The sequence below is a fragment of the Streptomyces sp. SPB074 genome, from assembly GCF_000154905.1.
Classification (GTDB): domain Bacteria; phylum Actinomycetota; class Actinomycetes; order Streptomycetales; family Streptomycetaceae; genus Streptomyces.
Window position 1 is genome coordinate 2,368,724 of record NZ_GG770539.1, and the last position, 18,791, is coordinate 2,387,514.

The following is an 18,791-nucleotide window of genomic DNA, read 5'->3' on the forward strand; positions in this document are numbered from 1 at the left end:
CTTCACACGCGCGGTGGTGCGCCCTCCCTCGGGAAGCCGCCGACGCCGGGGCGCCGCTGCCAGGGCTTCGGGCCGTTCTTGGGCCGGTAGGCGACGCCGAGCGCGTCGAGCCGGGCGTAGTGAGCCGCGTCCATGCGCCGTGGGAAGTCCGCGTAGTCGCGCGCGTCGGGGGCGGGGAGTGCGCTCCAGACGACCTCGGCGAACGCGGCGAGGCGCGGGAAGGTCTGGTAGTCGCGGCGGTCCTGGCTGTCCATCACCTCGGCCCAGGAGTTGGCCTGGGCGCCGAGCACGTGCCGCGCCTCGTCCTCGGTCAGCTCCGGCGGCACGGGCTCGAAGCGGTAGACGTCCTCCAGGGTCCGTACCCAGCCGATCGGGACGGGCTCGTCCTCGCCCTCGGCCTGCCGGAAGTCGAGGTAGACCTGCTGTTCGGGGCACATGACGACGTCGTGCCCGGCGCGCGCGGCGGTGATGCCGCCCGCGTAGCCGCGCCAGGAGGTGACGGCGGCGCCGGGCGCGAGCCCGCCCTCCAGGATCTCGTCCCAGCCGATGAGGCGGCGCCCGCGCGCGGTGAGCCAGGTGTCGAAGTGCCGGATGAACCAGCTCTGGAGGCCGTCCTCGTCAGCCACGCCGAGATCCGCGATGCGTTTCTGCGCGGTCTCCGACGCCTTCCACTGGTCCTTGGGGCACTCGTCGCCGCCGATGTGGAAGAAGGTGGACGGGAAGACGTCCAGGATCTCGGTGAACACCTCCTCGTAGAAACGCAGGACCTCTTCGGTGGGAGCGAGGACGTTCGGGTTGACGCCCCAGGTGTCCAGGACGCCGAGCGCGCTCGTGTCGATGACGTCGGTGTTGCCGAGGTGCGGGTACGCGGCGATCGCGGCCTGCGAGTGGCCGGGGACGTCGATCTCGGGGACGACGGTGAGGTGCCGTTCGGCGGCGTAGGCGACGATCTCGCGGAGGTCGTCCTGCGTGTAGTAGCCGCCGTGCGGGATCTCGTCCCACAGGGCGGAGGTGCGGTGGCCGCGCTTGGTGCGCGGGCGCCAGGCGCCGGTCTCGGTGAGCTTGGGGTGGCGCTTGATCTCGACGCGCCAGCCCTGGTCGTCGGTGAGGTGGAGGTGCAGGACGTTGAGCTTGTGCGCGGCGAGCAGGTCGATCGTGCGGAGCACGCCGTCCTTGGGCAGGAAGTGCCGGGCGACGTCGAGGAGGTGGCCGCGCCAGGCGAAGCGGGGGGCGTCCTCGATCCGGGCGTACGGCAGTTCCGCGCCCCGGGCGGGTACGGGCACGGGCGCGGCGCCGGGGACGGTGGGTGTCGCGGCGGCGAGGGGGGCGCGGCGCAGGGCGGCGGGGCCGGCGAGCTGGCGGAGCGTCTGGACCCCGTAGTAGGCCCCGGCGGGTCCTCCCCCGGTGATCCGCACGCCGTCGGCGCCGATCGTCAGGACGTACGCCTCGGGGCCGAGTTCCGGCCCCTCCTCGATCCGGAGGCGGACGGCGGGGCCGTCCCCGTCGGCGGGGAAGTCGAGGCCGAGCGGGACGCCGAGGTCGCGGCGCAGGGCGCGCGCGGCGGTCGTGGTGCCGGGTCCGGCGTCGAGGCGGGTGGCGGCGTCGAGGCGGAGGGTGCCGTCCCCGGGGGTGAGGCGGCGGGGGGCGGGCAGGAGGGTGGCGAGGGCGCCGGGCGCGGCGGACTCGCTCGCGGCTGCGGCGGTTTCGGGGGTCGCGGGGACGTCGGGCGCGGGTTCCGAGTGATGCGGTCCGGTCATGAGGTCTAGTCCACCAGATGGCGGCTGACATGCGAAGACCCGGAAGGGGACCGGTTTGGGGACGAGGAGCGGCCCGCCGGGCCCGCGACGCACAGAACCCCCGCGCCGCCCGGCCGGTGCCGGGTGGTGCGGGGGTCCGTGCATGAGAAGAGGACCCTGGCCGTGCGGGCGTGGGGGCTGGGGCTACTTCTTGCCGCCGCCCTTGCCGTCCTTGCCGTTGTCGCCGCCGGGGCCCATGGAGTCGTAGATCTCCTTGCACATGGGGCACACGGGGTACTTCTTCGGGTCGCGCCCGGGCACCCAGACCTTGCCGCACAGGGCGACGACGGGGGTGCCGTCGAGCGCGCTCGCCATGATCTTGTCCTTCTGGACATAGTGGGCGAACCGCTCGTGGTCGCCGTCCCCGTGCGAGGTCTGCGGGACCGGTTCGACAAGAGTGGAGGTGCTGCCACCGCGCTCGGGCTCAAGAGTGCTCATAAGCTCCTAGGGTACCCACGCGGAGGGCCCCGGCGGGAACGTCCGCGGGGCCTCAGTTCAGGCTCGCGTCCTCCGGGTACGTCGCCATCATCGCCAGGCTTCCGCGCTGCCTGCGCAGCACCTCGCGCCACAGTCCCTCCGGCCGCTCGGCCGAGATGTCCCCGGGCTCGGCGTCCACGACGTACCAGGCGCCCGCCTCCAGCTCGTCCTCCAGCTGGCCGGGGCCCCAGCCCGCGTAGCCGGCGAAGATCCGCAGCGCGCCGAGCGCGGCGGCGAGGAGTTCGGGCGGGGTCTCCAGGTCCACGAGGCCGATCGCCCCGTACACGCGCCGCCAGCCCAGCGGCGTCGAACGGGTGCCCGGCTCCCCGGGGACGACGGCGACGCCGAGCGCGGAGTCGAGCTGGACGGGGCCGCCCTGGAAGACGACGCCGGGCGCGCCCGCGAGCGGGCCCCAGCCCGCCAGGATGTCGTCCACGTCCACCGGCGTCGGCCGGTTGAGGACCACGCCGAGGGTGCCCTCGGCGTCGTGGTCGAGGACGAGGACGACCGCGCGGGCGAAGTTCGGGTCCGCGAGGGCCGGTGTGGCGACGAGCAGCCGCCCTGTGAGCGAGGACACCCCGGTCATGACAGCCATGATCCCGCATCGGCGCATGGGTCCGGGAGTGGGTCACGGCGGGCTCGCCGCCGCAGCTCAGGGCGCACGGAGGCGTCCCCCGCGCACGACACGCGCATGGTGACGTACCGCATTCGGTTCCCAACCGTTCGTGTTGTGGCGAACTCATGACGCTTTGTGCCCCGTTCACGCACGCCGGACCGCCGCCCGGGGCGATTACGCTTTGCTTCGGCCCTGCCCACCTCCTCCGGAACGCGAGATCGATGACCGTCACCGACGATGTACTGCTTGTCCACGGCGGAACCCCGCTGGAGGGCGAGATCCGGGTCAGAGGCGCGAAGAACCTCGTGCCCAAGGCCATGGTCGCCGCGCTGCTCGGCAGCGAGCCGAGCACGCTGGGCAATGTGCCCGACATCCGTGACGTCCGGGTCGTGCGCGGGCTGCTCCAGCTCCACGGGGTGACGGTGCGCCCCGGCGAGGAGCCGGGCGAGCTGGTCCTGGACCCGACACGGGTCGAGAGCGCGAACGTCGCCGACATCGACGCGCACGCCGGTTCCTCGCGCATCCCGATCCTCTTCTGCGGCCCGCTGCTGCACCGCCTGGGCCACGCCTTCATTCCCGGGCTCGGCGGCTGCGACATCGGCGGCCGGCCGATCGACTTCCACTTCGACGTGCTGCGCCAGTTCGGCGCCCGGATCGAGAAGCGCGCGGACGGCCAGTACCTGGAGGCCCCGCAGCGGCTGCGCGGCACGAAGATCCGGCTGCCCTACCCCTCGGTCGGCGCGACCGAGCAGGTGCTGCTCACGGCGGTGCTCGCCGAGGGCGTGACGGAGCTGTCGAACGCGGCGGTGGAGCCCGAGATCGAGGACCTCATCTGCGTCCTCCAGAAGATGGGCGCCATCATCGCGATGGACACCGACCGCACCATCCGGATCACCGGTGTGGACCGGCTCGGCGGCTACCGCCACCGCGCGCTAGCCGACCGCCTGGAGGCGGCGTCCTGGGCCTCGGCGGCGCTCGCGACCGAGGGCAACATCTACGTGCGCGGGGCGCAGCAGCGCTCGATGATGACGTTCCTCAACACGTACCGGAAGGTCGGCGGCGCCTTCGAGATCGACGACGACGGCATCCGCTTCTGGCACCCGGGCGGCAAACTCCACTCGATCGCGCTGGAGACGGACGTCCACCCGGGTTTCCAGACCGACTGGCAGCAGCCCCTCGTCGTGGCCCTGACGCAGGCCACGGGCCTGTCGATCGTCCATGAGACGGTCTACGAGTCGCGCCTGGGCTTCACGGCCGCGCTCAACCAGATGGGCGCGCAGATCCAGCTGTACCGCGAGTGCCTGGGCGGTTCGGACTGCCGCTTCGGGCAGCGCAACTTCCTGCACTCGGCCGTCGTCTCGGGCCCCACGCGCCTCCAGGGCGCCGATCTCGTCATCCCCGACCTGCGCGGCGGCTTCTCGTACCTGATCGCCGCCCTCGCGGCCCAGGGCACGAGCCACGTGCACGGCATCGACCTGATCAACCGGGGCTACGAGAACTTCATGGACAAGCTGGTCGCCCTCGGGGCGAAGGTGGAGCTGCCGAGCAAGGGCCTGGCGTAGCACGAGAATGCGGAAGGGCGCCCACCCATACGGGTGGCCGCCCTTCCGCGTTGCCTCTTTGCGCCGCGCCCGACAACCGAGCCCGACCACAAACTAAGCCCCTCCGGCGATTGAGGAGCGGGGTGTGGGGCGGAGCCCCACAAAGGGGCCCGCCCCGGCAAAGAGGGTGCGACGACCGCGAACGGCCACCCGCCCCCTTACTTCCCCTTCGCCGCTTCCTTGAGCTTCGAGCCCGCCGACACCTTCACGGAGTAACCGGCGGCGATCTGGATCGGCTCGCCCGTCTGCGGGTTGCGCGCCGTACGAGCCGCACGGTGGGTGCGCTCGAAGGTCAGGAAGCCGGGGATGGTGACCTTCTCGTCGCCCTTGGCGACGACGTCACCGACCACCTCGGCGAACGCGGCCAGCACGGCGTCGGCGTCCTTGCGGGTCACCTCGGCACGGTCGGCCAGGGCGGCCACCAGCTCACTGCGGTTCATGTTGTGTACTCCCGTGTTCTTCTTGCCGTTGAGGCGTGCCACGCGGCGTTGCCGCGTGTTGGGCAACAGCGAAGCCGATGCTGCCAGGGTCCACGAGGTCCCCCGGACCCGGGTCCTGCTCTACGAACCCTCGCGCCCAGAGAGGCATCCTGCCCCCACCTGCGGCGGGAACGCCAATCCGGGTCCCCCGTGGCGCCGCGGGCGTGTCGTGTCTCGTGCCCGACACCCTAGGTGCCCGGTGCGGGAGCGGCGATCCACGACGCGCCGACCGTACGCCTGCCCGCTCGGCGCGGACCGATGTCCGGCGTGGCGCGCCTCACGTCCGCCACGCCGGGGCGGCACGGTCCTCGCGCGTCCCGTCCCGCCTCCGGAGCCCGCCCGCGGGGGCCGCCGCGGGCGGGTTCCGCGCCGGTGTGCGCCCCCCGTACGGTCCGGTACCGGACGGGCAGCACACCGGCTCTGACCTGCGGTTCAGCCGGTCACGGGGGCGACAGGGGCGCTCATGGCGCCCTCCGCCGACTCGCCGGCCGCGCGGGCGGCGTCGCGCACCGCTCCGGCGACCGCGCCCGCGACCTTGTCGTTGAAGACGCTGGGGATGATGTAGTTGCGGTTCAGCTCGTCGGCGCTCACGACATCGGCGAGCGCGGTCGCGGCGGCGAGCATCATGTCGGTGTTGACGGTGCGCGACTGCGCGTCGAGCAGGCCGCGGAAGACACCCGGGAAGACCAGCACGTTGTTGATCTGGTTCGGGAAGTCGGAACGCCCGGTGGCGACGACGGCGGCGGTGCGGCGGGCCTCGCCCGGGTCCACCTCGGGGTCGGGGTTGGCGAGCGCGAAGACGATCGCGTCGTCCGCCATCGCGGCGACGTCGTCGCCGTCGAGGACGTTCGGGGCCGAGACGCCGATGAAGACGTCCGCGCCGCGCACGGCCTCCTTGAGGGTCCCGGTGAGGTTCTCCGGGTTGGTGTTGTCCGCGATCCAGCGCAGCGGCGAGTCGGGCGCGGCGTCGACCAGGTCGGTGCGCCCGGAGTGGACGACGCCGTGGATGTCGGCGACGACGGCGCGCTTGGCCCCGGCGGCGAGCAGGAGCTTGAGGATCGCCGTACCGGCGGCCCCGGCGCCCGACATGACGACCCGTACGTCCGCGATGTCCTTGCCGACGACGCGGAGGGCGTTGGTGAGCGCGGCGAGCACGACGATGGCGGTGCCGTGCTGGTCGTCGTGGAAGACGGGGATGTCGAGCGCCTCGCGCAGGCGGGCCTCGATCTCGAAGCAGCGCGGCGCGGAGATGTCCTCCAGGTTGATACCGGCGAAGCCCGGGGCGATCGCCTTGACGATCTCCACGATCGCGTCCGTGTCCTGCGTGTCCAGGCACAGCGGCCAGGCGTCGATGCCCGCGAAGCGCTTGAAGAGCGCCGCCTTGCCCTCCATGACGGGCAGCGCGGCCTTCGGGCCGATGTTGCCGAGGCCGAGCACGGCGGAGCCGTCGGTGACGACCGCGACGGAGTTGCGCTTGATCGTCAGGCGGCGGGCGTCCTCGGGGTTGTCGGCGATCGCCATGCAGACCCGCGCCACGCCGGGCGTGTAGACCATGGAGAGGTCGTCGCGGTTGCGGATGGGGTGCTTGGACTGCATCTCGATCTTGCCGCCGAGGTGCATGAGGAACGTACGGTCGGAGACCTTGCCGAGGGTCACGCCCTCGATGCCGCGCAGCTTGCTGACGATCTCGTCGGCGTGCGCCGTGGAGGAGGCGGCGATGGTGACGTCGATACGGAGCTTCTCGTGGCCCGACGCGGTCACGTCGAGGCCGGTCACCGAGCCCCCGGAGGACTCGACGGCCGTCGTGAGCTGGGAGACCGCCGTACCGCTCGCGGGCACCTCAAGACGGACCGTCATCGAGTAGGAGACGCTGGGCGCCGTTGCCATGCCGACTTCCTCTTTCCACCTGGTGTTTCTTTGCGACCGGTCGTGACCCGCGGTGAGCGGCGACCCGCCGGACGTGCGCACCGATCGTCGCACCTACTGGCAAGTAGGCGCGAATGGCCTCCCTACAGCCCTCAGGGGCCCGGGTGCGGCGGTTGCGACAGTTTCGCCGCGTCAGGGCCTGAAATCCTATCGCAGGACGGAATACGGTTTCCGTTCTGCGGTACGAGTGAGGGAGATCACGCCCACCGGGCCGCTCCCGGGCGGGGTTAGCCCGCCGCTCATGAGCACGAGCCCCCCCCCACGAGGCGCCGCGCGAGGTCCGCCTCGCCGCCCTCCCCGGCCCCGAGGGCGTCACGCCCGACACCTTCGCCGTGCGCCCGGCCGCCGCGCCGACCCCGCCGGGACCGGGCGAGGTGCGGTACGCCCTGCGCCGCCTGGGCCTCAACGCCGGGCTGGCGCACCGGATCGGTGGCTCGGGCACCGCCTACGGCCCCGGGCTGGGCCCCGGCGACGTCCCGGAGAGCGACGCGGTCGTGGAGATCCTGGCCTCGGCGGAGCCCGCCCTGCTGGTGGGCGGCTTCGCGGTCGGCAAGGTCCCCTGGCGCACCGGCGGAACGGTACGGGCGGCGGACCTGCGCGCCCTGCCCGACGACGCGGAGGCGACCGGCCTGGACACGTTCCTGACCGTTCTGGGCCACGTCGGCTTCGCGGCGTGGACGGGACTGGTCACGGTGGGCGCGGTGCGGGCGGGCGAATCGGTCTTCGTGTCGGGCGCGGCGGGCGGGGTCGGGAGCCGCGCCGTGCAGTTCGCGCGGGCGCGCGGGGCGCGCGTCGTCGGCTCGGCGGGCTCGGCGGGCTCGGCGGGCTCGGCGGAGAAGGTCGCGCTCCTGACGGGCACGCTGGGCGCGGACGCCGCCTTCGACCACAGGGCGGGCGAGGCGACCGAGCTGCTGCGCGCGGCGGCCCCCGACGGCGTGGACCTGTGCGTCGACAACGTGGGCGGCGCGCAGTTGGAGGCCCCGATCGAGGCGCTGCGCTTCCGGGGCCGCGCGGTGCTCTGCGGCGCGGCCTCGCGGTACGGGCGCGAGCGGGTGCGCGGCCCGGCGAACTACCTGCGGATGATCTACCAGGAACTGACCCTGCGCGGCTTCACCGTCACGGAGCACGAGGAGAGCCGCCCGGCCTTCGAGGCGGAGGTGGGCGGCTGGGTCCGCGAGGGCCGCGTCCGGAGCCTGCACACCCGCCTGGACGGCTTCGGGACGGTGCCGGAGGCGTTCGCGGGCCTGCTGGCGGGACGGCACACGGGGCGGACGCTGGTCGCGGTGGAGGGGAGCCGCTGACGGCCCGTACGCGGACGGCCCGCCGTACGCACGACAAAGCCCCGGCCGCGTCTCCGCGACCGGGGCTCCGCCCTGTGTCTGCGACACCGGCCCGCCATGCTCGCCTCGCGGCAAGTGGGCGCTCGAAGCGCCTATGGTTGGGCCCGGGGGCTTGGATCGAGCCGGTGCCACGTCCAAGGTAACAAAGCCTGAGGGCGGGACAATTCCCGGCGGCCGGGTTTTTTCCGAGTGACACCGAGTGACCGCCCGTATGTGCTGCCGGCTGCGGCACTTCGCAGCGGAGGCGGCGTCCAGCGGAGGCCGCCCGTCACCCGTGACGGCCTTGCGGTCCAGATCCCGGTTCCAGTCGCTTGAGCCAGCCGTCGAGGTGGGGACAGGCCGCGCGCAGGGCGTCCGGACCGAGCAGTTCGACGGCGTCCGGGCCGTCCACGACCTTGCGGTACGCGGGGTGGGCTTTCAGGAGGCGTTTGGAGGGCGCCGTGCCGGAACCACCGTTGACCAGTTCGGGGCCGCCCGCGGCCACCACCTGGGAGCGCAAGGTGCCGCCCAGCCGTGGCGCCGCGATCAGTTCGCCAAGCTCCTCGGCGGCGGCGAGCACCCATGCCTCCGTCTCGTGGAGGGCGAGGAACGGCAGGAAGCGCGGATCTCCGATCGCTTCGGCCATCGCCGCCTCGACGTGTTCGACACGGGCGTAGGGATCACCGGCCGGGGCGTCGGAGAGGCCGGGCGTGCCGGACGGAAGCCCGTAAAGGTCGAGCATCGTTGTGACGGCGTCAAGCGCCGAGTTCCGCAGAAGTCCCCGGATGTCGTGCTCGATCCTGGGCCACTTGCTCACTCCGCCCTTGTCGTGCGGACGCCCGGCGGCCCGCCGGGTCTTGAGCATGACCGGCGTGATCCAGACGTCCGACGCGGTCAGTTCCGGCCCGAAAACCCGCTGGACCAGGCGCTCCTCGGTCGCGCCCTCCACCAGTACGTGAATCTGGCGCATCGCAGGACCTCACCCCTGCCGCTCGGGGCGGGGACGGCCGCCCAGCAGGTTCTTCAACCACAGGTCGCCGAGTGAGTAGTCATCGAGCCAGGCGGCCAGCGCCTCCGGCTCGGGCCGGTGCAGGCGCGTGGAGCCGTCCACACGTTCCGCGACGACGATGTCTTCCAGCCCGAACTGGTCCAGAAGGGTCACGGACTGCGTGGCGGCGAGAATCCGGCTGCGGGCGGACGCCGAACGGAACAGTTCCGCGAGGACCGTCAGGGCGAAGGGGTGGAGACCCAGTTCGGGTTCGTCCAGCACCAGCAGGGCGGGCGGGTGCGGCTGGAGCAGGAGGACGGCGAGGCAGATGAAGCGCAGCGTTCCGTCGGAGAGCGCGTCGGGCGGGAAGACGGTGTCCGAGCCGTACTGCTTCCAGCGGAGGAGCACGCGCCCCGTCGCGTCCTCGGCCAGGACGAATTCACGGAAGAAGGGCGCGACCGAACGGACCGTACGCGCGATCTGCTCGTAGGCCGCGGGGTCCTCCTCGCCCACGCGGCGCAGGAAAGCGGCGAGGTTGCCCGCGTCCGGATGCAGGACCTCCGTATCGGAGGCGTAGCCGGGTTGCTTGACCGGTGCCCGGGGGGTGGTGTCGTCGAAGTGGTAGACGCGGCAGCCCCGCAGGATCTCCAGCGTGTGCCGGGCGGCGGCAGCCTCTCCGCTCGTTTCCGAGTCCGCCGCGTCGCCCAGGCGCGACTCGCTGTGTCCTCGGCCGAGCTCGTCCCTCACAGGCTGCGCGGAGTACGAGGTGTCGTGGAATTCCACGGCCTCGGAGTCGAAGATCAGATCTCCCCGGTGCGAGGGCACCAGCGCCGCCTCATAGGCGTTCACGAGGTGGTCGTCCTCCGCCTCGACCCGCAGCCCGATCCCCCTGGCCCCTTTCGCCCCGTCGTGAAGCAGGGCCGCCGGCCCGCCCCGCAGTCCGACCTCCATGCCCAGTTCCCCGTCCACGAGGCGCCCGAGCAGTTCGACGGCCTCGATGAGATTGGACTTGCCCGCTCCATTGGGACCGACCAGCAAGGTGACCGGGGTCAGCGCCAGCTCAGCCTCATGGATCGACTTGTAACCGCTGACGGCGATGCGCCGGACCCTGTGTGACATGGTCCTCAATGTAGCGAGCGGCCGGGCACGGCTGCGGGCGCGCGGCGCCGGTGGCGAATGCCGCGCCGTGACGAGGAGGGCCGGTGCCTCGGCTCAGGCCGGAGCGTCGCGCCGGGCTCGCGTGAACGCGGTGAAGGCCCGGGGCGAGAACCGCAGGACCGGGCCCGCCGGGACCTTCGAGTCGCGCAGCAGGAGCACGCCGGGGACAGCGGAGACGGCGACTTCGACACAGTTGTTGTCGCCGCCATCGCTGTAGGAAGACTTGCGCCAGGTGAGTTGTCGCGGGGTGGACATGGGGCCTCCCTTACCGGTCAGCGGGCGGTCACTGTCGCGATCAGTGCGGAGAAAGCCTCCGGCGAGACCAGGAGCACCGGGCCCGCCGGGACCTTGGAATCACGCAACGGCACCGCCGAGGGATGACCGGAGGCGACCTCCACGCAGTTGGCGTCGCCGCCGTCGCTGTAGGAGGACTTGTGCCATGTCGGGGGCTCGGGCATCGGGGGCTCCCGTGTGTTGACTGAGGCTGGTCAACGGATGTCTGCCCACCTCTTCGCACGGCGAAGCCCGCCGTCCCGGCTTCCGGGGCGGCGGGCTTCGGCGGTGGGTCAGCGGGTCGCGACCGCGTCGATCAGCGCGGAGAACGCCTCCGGCGAGACGAGGAGCGCGGGACCGGCAGGGACCTTGGAGTCGCGGACCGGGACGGCGGTGGGGTGACCGAGGCCGATCTCGACGCAGTTGGCGTCCCCGCCGTTGCTGTACGAGGACTTGCGCCAAGCGACCGGGAGGGAGTTGGCGGGTACGGCGTTCATTCAGACTCCTCCAAGAGGTGGCGCAGCTTCTCAAGCGTTGCCGTGGGGCTAAGTGCCTTGTCGCGTACGCCATCGTAGGACAGCCGCAGCGCCCCGACCTCGTCTGGATCGTCGATGAGTTGGCCGTGCTTGTTTCCTTCCACATAGGCCACGGCCGTGCCGTCATCTGCCCACAAGAGCGTCAGGCTTCCGCCCATGAGGTCATGCACCCCCTCGGTGACCGGCAGCAGTTGGAGCACTATCGCTGGCATCTGTGCGGCCTCGGTGAGATGGCGGAGCTGTTCCCGCCACACAGCGAGATCGGATGGGCGCCGCAGTAGAGCGACCTCATCCAAGATGACACGCACGTGAGGGGAGGGCTGCCGATGCAAAATCTCCTTACGCTCCATCCGCTCGACTACCAGACGATCAACATCGTCCTCAGTCACCATCGGATCGGCGGAAAGCACGGCCCGCGCGTACGCCTCGGTTTGCAGAAGCCCGGGAATCGCGAGCATGTACTTGTGCTGGATCGTCGCCCGCGCCTCCGCCGCCTTGAATCGCGCGTACCGGTCGCGGTACAGGCCCTCCTGCTCCAGCAGCCACGCTCCCACCACCAGGCCGTCCGCCTCGTAGAAGTCGTCCAGGGCCTGGACGACCCTCACTCCCGGTGAGGCCCGGTCGCCGCTCTCCAGCCGGTGCACGTAGCTGCGGTCGATCTTCGCTCCGTCCGCGACCTGTTGGAGGCTCAGGCCCCGTTCCCGGCGGAAGATGGCCACAATCTTGCGCAGGCTCACCGGTGTGGGCTCACTTTTCAGCTCTGGCATATGCACCCCGCATGTCCCCTTCGTTGCCCAGGAAGGAGCGACGGCGTCCGCTGGCCAAGCTAGTCACGGAACGGGCACCGTGGGTAGCGATCCACCGAATCATCACTCGGGAAGGAACGCGGTCCGTGCATATTCGCGAATTGAACGAGGCGCCCCCGCCTGCCAGTTGTCCGGTCTGTCAGCGGTTGAGGCGGGAGGAGGCGGAGGCCGAGGCGCGGCAGGACCACTCGCGGGCGGCCGACTGCCGGGTGCTCGCGCGGCGGCACCCGCACGGGGAGGAGGGACGGTGAGCGGGAGAGTCGGGGAGGAGCGGCGCACCGCTCGGGCCGGGGGTGCGGATCAGGCCATCGGGGAGATGTTCACGACCGATATCGGGGTGGCCTACGAAGTCGTCGCGCTCTACTGGCAGCTGGGCGCCGGGGGGCTGCCGTGCGCGGAGGACGAGTGGCGGCGGGGGCTCGGGGAGGCCGTGGCCGCGAGCAGGCGCGGGCTCTCGCTCGGGCTCGGGACGACCACGATCCCCGAACTGCGGAGCGTGATGGCGCAACTCGCGCACGCCTCGGCGTGGTTGCTCCTGGGGCTGCCCGGGTACGGGGACGACCGCGCGATGGCGGCGCTCGTCGCGTACGTACAGGATCTGCTCGGCCCGGAGCGGCAGCCGACCCGCGCCACTCCGGCCTGGGAGCGCTTCGCGCACATCCGTTTGCTGGCGAGCGGGGTGCGGCGGCTCGCGGAGCGGTGCGAGGAGCGGGCGGCGGGGCGTCACCCCTGAGGGGGATCGCCGGATGCGGCCCGGGCGGGACAGACTCGGGCGAATGAGCGAGGAAGAGGAACCACTGGCCGCATGGGCCGCGCGGCGCGACGAACCGGTCGGGCGGCTCAGGGTCGTACCGCTGTACGAGGGCCGGCGGGCGGGCGGAGCGCATGTGCGGCCCGGGGAGCCCCGGGTCGTGGAGCGGTGGAGCGGCTGCGCGTGGGAGGCGTTCGCGGTGACGCCGGACCTCGCGGCGGCGTTGCGGCTGGTCCGTCCGCCCGTGGAGGAGCCGCCCGCGTGCCCGGCGGAGGAGTCCCCGGGGGCTCTCCGCTCCGGGCGGGGGCGGCACCGGAAGCCGCCCCCGTAGACCTCAGTCCCGCAGCAGGTCGGGGACCCCGTTCTCGTCCGGGGCGTCGCGGTCGCCCGCGACGACCGTGAGGCGTTGGGTCGCGCGGGTCAGGGCCACGTAGAGGACGCGGAGGCCCACGACGGACTCCTCGGCGATCTCCGCCGGGGCGGCGACCAGGGTCGCGTCGTACTCCAGGCCCTTCGCCTCCAGGCTGCCCAGCGCCACGACGCGCGGGCCCAGGTCCGCCAGCCAGCGCGCCGCCTCCGCGCGGCGGTTCATCGCCACCACGACGCCGATCGTGCCCTCCACCTCCCCGAGCAGGCGTTCCGTCTCGGCGCGGACGGTCGCCGCCAGGCCGCCGCCGTCCGCCGCGACGACGTAGCGGGGGGCGAGGCCCGTGGAGCGGACCGCGCGCGGGGGCTCGGTGCCGGGCATCGCGAGGGCCAGGACCTGGTTGGCGACGGCCGCGACCTCCGCCGGGTTGCGGTAGTTGACCGTGAGCGTGAAGCGGCGGCGCGGGCGCGTACCAAGGGCTTCGTCGCGCGCGGCGGCGGCCTCCTCCGGGTCCGGCCACGAGGACTGGGCCGGGTCGCCGACCACGGTCCAGGTCGCGTGGCGGCCCCGGCGGCCGACCATCCGCCACTGCATCGGCGTGAGGTCCTGCGCCTCGTCCACGATGACGTGCGCGTACTCCGTGCGTTCGCTCGCGAGGCGTTCGGCGCGTTCGCGGCGGCTCTCCTCGCGCTGCGGCATCAGCTCCTCCACGCCGGTCAGCTCGGCGAGCGCGTCGTAGGCGCGGGGGCGCTTCGGCGGGGCGGGGGCGCCGAGGACGGCGTGCAGCTCGTCGAGCAGCGCCACGTCGTGGACCGAGAGCGGACCCGCGCCCGTCTCGGGGTCCAGGCGCCGCAGCGACTTCGCCACGCGCCGCACCTCGCCCTGGTCGAGCACGCGGCGCGACCAGCGCCCGAGCCGTCGCTCCGAGGCCATCGCGGCGAGCACGCGACGCGGCCTCAGCTCGGGCCACCACGCGTCCATGAACTCCGTGAACGAGTCCTCCGAGGTGATGTCCTCGTCAAAGGCCGACCTCAACTCCGCCGCCAGCTCGGGGTCGTGGTGGCGGGCCGCGCCCCCGGAGCGCTCCCACAGGGCGTCCAGGAGCAGACGGCGGGCGCGCGGGCGCAGGTAGTTGACCGGTCCGGCGCCCGAAAGAGCCGTGCGCCGGACGGACTTGAGCACGTCGGGGCCGAGTTCGACGCGGCGGCCGAAGGCGACGACGCGCAGGCTCTCGGGGGGCGGGACGGGCTGGCCGGGGGCGGCGAGCGTGAGCTGGCCGTCGGCCTCGCCCTGTTCCGCGGCCGAGGCGGGGCGGGTGACCGGCAGGTCGAGCGTTCCCCTCGCCGCGCGGCGCAGGACGCCGCCCATGCGGGCGCTGCCCTTCACGCGCGCGACGGCCGGGGAGTCGTACGCGCTCGCCCCGCCGGGGCCGGCCGCGTCGTCGGCGAGGTCGCCGAGCGCGCGGATCGCGACCTGGCCCTCCTCGCCGAGCGAGGGCAGCACGCCCTCGGTGTACGCGACGAGCAGCGGCGTCGGCGAGACGATGAGGATGCCGCCCGCGTAGCGCCTGCGGTCCTGGTAGAGGAGGTAGGCGGCGCGGTGCAGCGCGACGGCCGTCTTGCCCGTGCCGGGGCCGCCCTCGACCAGCGTCACGGAGGCGGCGGGGGCGCGGATGACCATGTCCTGCTCGGCCTGGATCGAGGCCACGATGTCGTGCATCGCGTGCCCGCGCGAGCGCCCGAGGGCGGCCATCAGCGCGCCGTCGCCCACGACCGGGAGCGGCGCGCCGTCCAGGAACGCGGTCAGCTCGGGGCGCATGAGGTCGTCCTCGACACCCAGGACGCGGCGGCCCTTGGTGCGGATGACGCGGCGGCGCACGACGCGGCCGGGCGCGACGGGGGTGGAGCGGTAGAAGGGGGCGGCGGCGGGGGCGCGCCAGTCGATGACGAGAGGGCTGTAGTCGGTGTCCAGCACGCCGATGCGGCCGATGTGCAGCGTCTCCGCGATGGCGGCCGTCCGGTCGGGGGCGATGGCGTTCTCGGCGACCTCGACGGCCGTGTAGGCGCCGTCCGGGCCCTTCTTGCCGTCCTTGCCCGCGAGGAGGTCGATGCGGCCGAAGACGAAGTCCTCGAACTCGTTGTTCAGGCGGTTGAGGTGCACTCCGGCGCGGTGGACCTGCGCGTCGCGCTCCGCGAGGGCGCCGGGGGTGCCGACGTGGCCGAGCCTGGCCGCGTCGCGCATCAGGAACTCGGCCTCGTCGATCTTCTCCAGGAGACGGCGGTAGGCGCGGTCGAGGTGCGCTTGTTCGACGCTGATCTCGTGGTCGCGTGTATCGGCCACGGAGGCCCCCTTCTGGTGGTGCTGAGCAGCCGTCTACCGTACGGCAACCCCGTCGGGGGACGGGAGGGGGCTCGCCTTTGCGCCGGGAGGCACGTTCGGGCGGGTGCGCCGTCGCGGGGGCTCCGCCCCGCACCCCGCGCCTCACTTGCCGGAGGGGCTGGATCTCTGGGTGGTGCGCCTGCGGTGGCGGGCGACGCGTTCGCGGTTGCCGCAGGTTTCGCTGGAGCACCAGCGGCGGCGCTGGCCGCGTGAGGTGTCGAGGTAGACGAGGGGGCAGCCCTCGCCCTCGCAGCGGCGCAGCAGCGGCGCGCGGGCGGGGTCGGTGAGGAGCGTGAGGGTGTCGCGGGCGAGGAGGGAGAGGAGCGCGGAGAGCGTCGGCGCCGAGTGGAGCGCCGCGACGAGGCGGCCGTCGCGGGCCCGGGCGGCCTGCGGGACGGGCGGGGCCGCGAGCGCCGCCGCGTTGAGGCGGTCCAGCGAGAGCGGGGCGCGGCGGCCCGCGAGGCTCGCGTCCACGAGCAGGCCCAGGTGGCCCCGTACCTCCCGTACCGCCGCCGGCCAGTGCGCTTGCGGCTGCGGGAGCGGTCCGCGCGCGGGCAGCAGGCCCGCGCCGACGCACCAGCCGACGACGTCCTCGCCCGTCACGAGCCGTTCGGCGGGGTGCCCGGTCGCGAGCAGGTCCAGACAGGGCCGCCCGGCGTCGTACCGGAACGGCGCGGGAGCCACGGGGAGCAGCGACATTTCGTCTCACCGCCGAGAGGGTGGGGGCCAGCGCGGGGGGGGTGCGCGACACCAGGGTGCCGGGGGCGGCGGCGTACGGGAAGTGGGCGGCGGAGGGAAGGGGCCGCCGTGGCGGCGCGGGCGCTTTCGCGCGCGGGTGTTCCCGGCGGGATGGTTACGGCTCGACGGCGAGGCGGTAGCCGCGCTTCACGACCGTCTGGACGAGGCCGGGCGTGCCGAGCGCCGTGCGCAGGCGGCTGATCGCGGAGTCCACGGCGTGCGGGTCGCCGCCGGGCCCGGGGAGGGCCCGGAGGAGTTCGGTACGGGGGACGACGCGGCCCGGCTGTGCGGCGAGGCGGCGCAGGAGGGCCGCGCTCGCGGGCGGCAGGGGGCGCGGCTCGCCGTCGATGAGCGCCGTGTCGCCGCGCGGGGAGAGGAGATGGCCCGCCACCCGCAGTTCCGGCGCGCGGGCGGGCAGTTCGTCGCACAGGAGGTCCACGAGCGGGGCGAGCCGGAAGCGCTCGGGGGACACGGTGGGGATGCCGAGGGCCTGGAGGGGGGCCGCCGTGACGGGACCGACGCAGGCGACGAGCACGGATTCCCGCAGTGCGTCCAGGAGTTGGTCCCGTACCCCACGGGTCTCCGCGCGGGCGACGAGCGCGAGGGCGGCCGGGGCGCTCGTGAACGGGAGGGCGTCCACGGTGCCCGCGAGGACCGCGTCGAGGAGGCGGTCGAGCGGGGCGGGGTCCTCGGGCGGCAGCCAGCGGTAGACGGGGACGGCGAGGACCTCGGCCCCCGCGTCGGTGAGGGCGGTACGGAACTCGCGCAGCGGGTCGCCGTGGAGCTGGACCGCGACGCGCGCGCCGCGCAGGTCGAACGTCCGCAGGTGGTCGAGGACTTCGGCCATGGACTCGGAGGCGGGCGACCACTCGTCGGCGAGCCCCGCCGCGCGCAGGGCGCCCCGCACCTTGGGCCCGCGCGCCAGCAGCCGTGCCCCGCGCAGGACGTCGGTCAGCTCTTCGCCCAGTCCCCAGTTCTCGGCCGCCGCGAACCAGCCGCGCAGCCCGACGGCGGTGGTGCCGATGACGAGGTGGGGCGGCCGCGCGAGCAGTTCCCCGGTGAGGGCGCGCAGTTCGGCGTCGTCCTCCAGCGGGACCGTCCGCATGGCGGGGCCGTGGAGCACGCGGGCGCCCCGGCGGCGGAGCAGCGCGAGGAGGTCACCGGGCACGGCGGTCGGCGGTGACGGCGACGGTGAACCCCGTCAGGGGCCCTCGCGCTCCGGGCGCGGAGCGGAGGCGGGGCCGCCCGCGTGCGGGGTGGCGTCGCGACCTCCGCGTGTCGGGAGCTGGCACCGGCGGTCCGCCCAGGGGCGGTGCCGTGCCGTCCGTGTGCGCCCGCCCAGTACGGCCGTCGTGCCCCGTACGCTCCCCATACCGCCGTTCCCCGCCCGCCCGGTCCTCCCCCGGCCCGGCGCCGGGGGCGCGTCAGCCTGCCAAGGGCAGGTGCCGGCGCGGTGCACAGCGTATGTCGCGGGCGTTACGGCGGGCGGCGAAGGGGCGCGGTGGTATACGAGGCGGGGGCGGCGCGGGACCGGCGGAGCGGGTGCGGGGGGCCTACGCGCGGCGCCGCCCGCCGCCGTCCGGCCAGAGCCTCGGCCGCCGCTTCGCCGCCACGTCCTCGACCCAGCCGAGGAGCACGATCGCGAGCGCGAGCAGCGGCCAGACCGCCAGGAACATCCACCCCGCGTACGTGTCGCCCAGGAACGTCCCGAAGGCGCCGTCGGAGACGGGGAGCCGCCACAGGAGGTCGATGAGCGGAACGGTGGCGAGGATGAGCAGGTTGTGCCACAGGTAGATCGTGACCGCCCGGTTGTTGGTCAGGGTGACGAAGCGGTCGAGGCGGGCGAGGCGGCCCGGGAGCGCCTGCCAGGAGGGCGCGTACTGGAAGAGGATCACCGTGAAGCCGAGCGACCACGTGGCCTGCGCGAGCGGGATGTCGTTGAGGTCGATGCCGCCCTCGCCCGCGTGGCCGAGCGCCCACCACAGGCCGAAGGCCATGAGGAAACCGGAGAGCGAGACGGCGAGATAGCGCGGGACCTTCCGCGTCAGCCCTTCCTGGTACGCCATGCCGAGCACCCAGCAGCTCCCGAACTGCGCGAAGTCGGTGAGCGCGAGGCCCGTCTCGCCGGGGATGCCGACCACTCCCGTGCCGATCACGGCGGTCAGCGCGACGGGGGCGAGGAACGTCGGCCACGGGGCGCGGCGCAGGGCCTTGAGGAGCAGGGGCGAGGCCACCACGAACCACAGGTAGGCGCGCAGGTACCACAGCGGCCCCGCCGCCTCGTCCGCCCAGCTCTGTTCGAGCCGGCCGCCCGCCGCGCCCAGGCTCTCGGGGTACGGGGGCGCGCCGACCGGGACGACGTACGTGGCCAGGCGCAGCCACCAGCCGAAGCCCTCGCCGCGCGGGGCGCGCCAGCCCGCGTACAGCATCGCGGGGACGAGGAGCGCGGCGAAGAGCCACAGCGGGGGCAGCAGCCGCCGCAGGCGGCCCCGGATCACGGACGCCGCCGGGCGGGCGAGCGAACGCGCCATGAGCGAGCCCGCGAGCGCGAACATCACGCCCATGGACGGGAAGACGACGC

The 18,791-nt window shown here is 73.6% G+C and carries 18 protein-coding genes and 1 pseudogene; 4 read left to right on the forward strand and 15 right to left on the reverse strand.

Going from position 1 to position 18,791, the window contains the following annotated elements; all coding sequences use genetic code 11:
• Positions 1–2: 2 nt before the first annotated feature.
• The 3 genes from SSBG_RS09640 to SSBG_RS09650 all read right to left on the reverse strand — a co-directional run bounded on the left by SSBG_RS09640 (position 3) and on the right by SSBG_RS09650 (position 2,859).
• Positions 3–1,757, reverse strand: coding sequence for a beta-N-acetylhexosaminidase (locus SSBG_RS09640; protein WP_078491260.1), 1,755 nt, complete (start codon positions 1,755–1,757; stop codon positions 3–5).
• Between the two features lie 183 nt (positions 1,758–1,940).
• The gene (locus tag SSBG_RS09645; protein ID WP_008745981.1) at positions 1,941–2,234 is read right to left on the reverse strand and encodes a DUF3039 domain-containing protein; all 294 of its coding nucleotides are present in this window, start codon (positions 2,232–2,234) and stop codon (positions 1,941–1,943) included.
• Positions 2,235–2,286: 52 nt separating this feature from the next.
• A complete protein-coding gene (locus SSBG_RS09650; RefSeq protein ID WP_037869361.1) occupies positions 2,287–2,859 on the reverse strand; it encodes a YqgE/AlgH family protein in 573 nt (190 codons plus the stop codon).
• A 251-nt stretch (positions 2,860–3,110) separates the two neighbouring features.
• Between SSBG_RS09650 and murA the strand changes: the two genes are divergently transcribed.
• Positions 3,111–4,451: a UDP-N-acetylglucosamine 1-carboxyvinyltransferase gene (gene murA / locus SSBG_RS09655; protein WP_008745983.1), complete on the forward strand. Its 1,341-nt coding sequence runs from the start codon at positions 3,111–3,113 to the stop codon at positions 4,449–4,451.
• Positions 4,452–4,648: 197 nt separating this feature from the next.
• Here the strand turns inward: murA and SSBG_RS09660 are convergent, their stop codons facing one another.
• Entirely contained in the window at positions 4,649–4,930 is a 282-nt protein-coding gene (locus SSBG_RS09660; RefSeq protein ID WP_008745984.1) for an HU family DNA-binding protein, read from the reverse strand.
• A 471-nt stretch (positions 4,931–5,401) separates the two neighbouring features.
• On the reverse strand, positions 5,402–6,856 hold the full coding sequence (locus SSBG_RS09665) for an NAD-dependent malic enzyme (RefSeq protein ID WP_008745985.1): 1,455 nt from the start codon (positions 6,854–6,856) through the stop codon (positions 5,402–5,404).
• A gap of 371 nt (positions 6,857–7,227) precedes the next feature.
• On the opposite strand from SSBG_RS09665, the gene SSBG_RS35710 reads away from it, so the two are divergent.
• On the forward strand, positions 7,228–8,196 hold the full coding sequence (locus SSBG_RS35710; protein WP_324603498.1) for an NADP-dependent oxidoreductase: 969 nt from the start codon (positions 7,228–7,230) through the stop codon (positions 8,194–8,196).
• A 307-nt stretch (positions 8,197–8,503) separates the two neighbouring features.
• On the opposite strand, the gene SSBG_RS09675 is transcribed toward SSBG_RS35710, so the two are convergent.
• The 6 genes from SSBG_RS09675 to SSBG_RS09700 all read right to left on the reverse strand — a co-directional run bounded on the left by SSBG_RS09675 (position 8,504) and on the right by SSBG_RS09700 (position 11,906).
• Complete coding sequence (locus tag SSBG_RS09675; protein WP_008745987.1) at positions 8,504–9,184, reverse strand: DUF4276 family protein; 681 nt, start codon at positions 9,182–9,184, stop codon at positions 8,504–8,506.
• Positions 9,185–9,193: 9 nt separating this feature from the next.
• Positions 9,194–10,321 (reverse strand): AAA family ATPase, encoded by a 1,128-nt coding sequence (locus SSBG_RS09680; protein ID WP_008745988.1) that lies wholly within the window; start codon positions 10,319–10,321, stop codon positions 9,194–9,196.
• 93 nt (positions 10,322–10,414) lie between these two features.
• Positions 10,415–10,615, reverse strand: coding sequence for a DUF397 domain-containing protein (locus tag SSBG_RS09685; RefSeq protein WP_008745989.1), 201 nt, complete (start codon positions 10,613–10,615; stop codon positions 10,415–10,417).
• A 17-nt stretch (positions 10,616–10,632) separates the two neighbouring features.
• Positions 10,633–10,818, reverse strand: coding sequence for a DUF397 domain-containing protein (locus tag SSBG_RS09690; protein WP_008745990.1), 186 nt, complete (start codon positions 10,816–10,818; stop codon positions 10,633–10,635).
• A gap of 108 nt (positions 10,819–10,926) precedes the next feature.
• Positions 10,927–11,130, reverse strand: a complete 204-nt coding sequence (locus tag SSBG_RS09695; RefSeq protein ID WP_008745991.1) for a DUF397 domain-containing protein — start codon at positions 11,128–11,130, stop codon at positions 10,927–10,929.
• Positions 11,127–11,906, reverse strand: coding sequence for a helix-turn-helix domain-containing protein (locus SSBG_RS09700; RefSeq protein WP_050776746.1), 780 nt, complete (start codon positions 11,904–11,906; stop codon positions 11,127–11,129). Before SSBG_RS09700 ends, SSBG_RS09695 begins: the two co-directional genes overlap by 4 nt.
• Before the next feature lie 316 nt (positions 11,907–12,222).
• On the opposite strand from SSBG_RS09700, the gene SSBG_RS09705 reads away from it, so the two are divergent.
• Together SSBG_RS09705 and SSBG_RS09710 are read left to right on the forward strand one after the other, a co-directional pair.
• Positions 12,223–12,708 carry a hypothetical protein gene (locus SSBG_RS09705; protein WP_037869364.1) on the forward strand — a complete coding sequence of 162 codons (486 nt, stop codon included), beginning with the start codon at positions 12,223–12,225 and terminating at the stop codon, positions 12,706–12,708.
• A gap of 43 nt (positions 12,709–12,751) precedes the next feature.
• Positions 12,752–13,057 carry a DUF6087 family protein gene (locus tag SSBG_RS09710; protein ID WP_008745994.1) on the forward strand — a complete coding sequence of 102 codons (306 nt, stop codon included), beginning with the start codon at positions 12,752–12,754 and terminating at the stop codon, positions 13,055–13,057.
• Between the two features lie 3 nt (positions 13,058–13,060).
• On the opposite strand, the gene SSBG_RS09715 is transcribed toward SSBG_RS09710, so the two are convergent.
• From SSBG_RS09715 to SSBG_RS09730, 4 genes and pseudogenes are all read right to left on the reverse strand, one after another.
• Complete coding sequence (locus SSBG_RS09715; RefSeq protein ID WP_008745995.1) at positions 13,061–15,433, reverse strand: HelD family protein; 2,373 nt, start codon at positions 15,431–15,433, stop codon at positions 13,061–13,063.
• Between the two features lie 141 nt (positions 15,434–15,574).
• Positions 15,575–16,171, reverse strand: a complete 597-nt coding sequence (locus SSBG_RS09720) for a CGNR zinc finger domain-containing protein (protein WP_037869366.1) — start codon at positions 16,169–16,171, stop codon at positions 15,575–15,577.
• A gap of 154 nt (positions 16,172–16,325) precedes the next feature.
• Positions 16,326–17,415 (reverse strand): annotated as a pseudogene (locus tag SSBG_RS09725) (uroporphyrinogen-III synthase).
• A 348-nt stretch (positions 17,416–17,763) separates the two neighbouring features.
• The coding region (locus SSBG_RS09730; protein WP_037869368.1) for an acyltransferase family protein at positions 17,764–18,791 on the reverse strand (1,028 nt) is incomplete at its 5' end.

Bases quoted from the DNA above. Each gene is read 5' to 3' on its own strand.
- SSBG_RS09640 (WP_078491260.1), bottom strand. From the start codon at position 1,757: ATGACCGGACCGCATCACTCGGAACCCGCGCCCGACGTCCCCGCGACC.
- SSBG_RS09645 (WP_008745981.1), bottom strand. From the start codon at position 2,234: ATGAGCACTCTTGAGCCCGAGCGCGGTGGCAGCACCTCCACTCTTGTC.
- SSBG_RS09650 (WP_037869361.1), bottom strand. From the start codon at position 2,859: ATGACCGGGGTGTCCTCGCTCACAGGGCGGCTGCTCGTCGCCACACCG.
- murA (WP_008745983.1), top strand. From the start codon at position 3,111: ATGACCGTCACCGACGATGTACTGCTTGTCCACGGCGGAACCCCGCTG.
- SSBG_RS09660 (WP_008745984.1), bottom strand. From the start codon at position 4,930: ATGAACCGCAGTGAGCTGGTGGCCGCCCTGGCCGACCGTGCCGAGGTG.
- SSBG_RS09665 (WP_008745985.1), bottom strand. From the start codon at position 6,856: ATGGCAACGGCGCCCAGCGTCTCCTACTCGATGACGGTCCGTCTTGAG.
- SSBG_RS09675 (WP_008745987.1), bottom strand. From the start codon at position 9,184: ATGCGCCAGATTCACGTACTGGTGGAGGGCGCGACCGAGGAGCGCCTG.
- SSBG_RS09680 (WP_008745988.1), bottom strand. From the start codon at position 10,321: ATGTCACACAGGGTCCGGCGCATCGCCGTCAGCGGTTACAAGTCGATC.
- SSBG_RS09685 (WP_008745989.1), bottom strand. From the start codon at position 10,615: ATGTCCACCCCGCGACAACTCACCTGGCGCAAGTCTTCCTACAGCGAT.
- SSBG_RS09690 (WP_008745990.1), bottom strand. From the start codon at position 10,818: ATGCCCGAGCCCCCGACATGGCACAAGTCCTCCTACAGCGACGGCGGC.
- SSBG_RS09695 (WP_008745991.1), bottom strand. From the start codon at position 11,130: ATGAACGCCGTACCCGCCAACTCCCTCCCGGTCGCTTGGCGCAAGTCC.
- SSBG_RS09710 (WP_008745994.1), top strand. From the start codon at position 12,752: ATGAGCGAGGAAGAGGAACCACTGGCCGCATGGGCCGCGCGGCGCGAC.
- SSBG_RS09720 (WP_037869366.1), bottom strand. From the start codon at position 16,171: ATGTCGCTGCTCCCCGTGGCTCCCGCGCCGTTCCGGTACGACGCCGGG.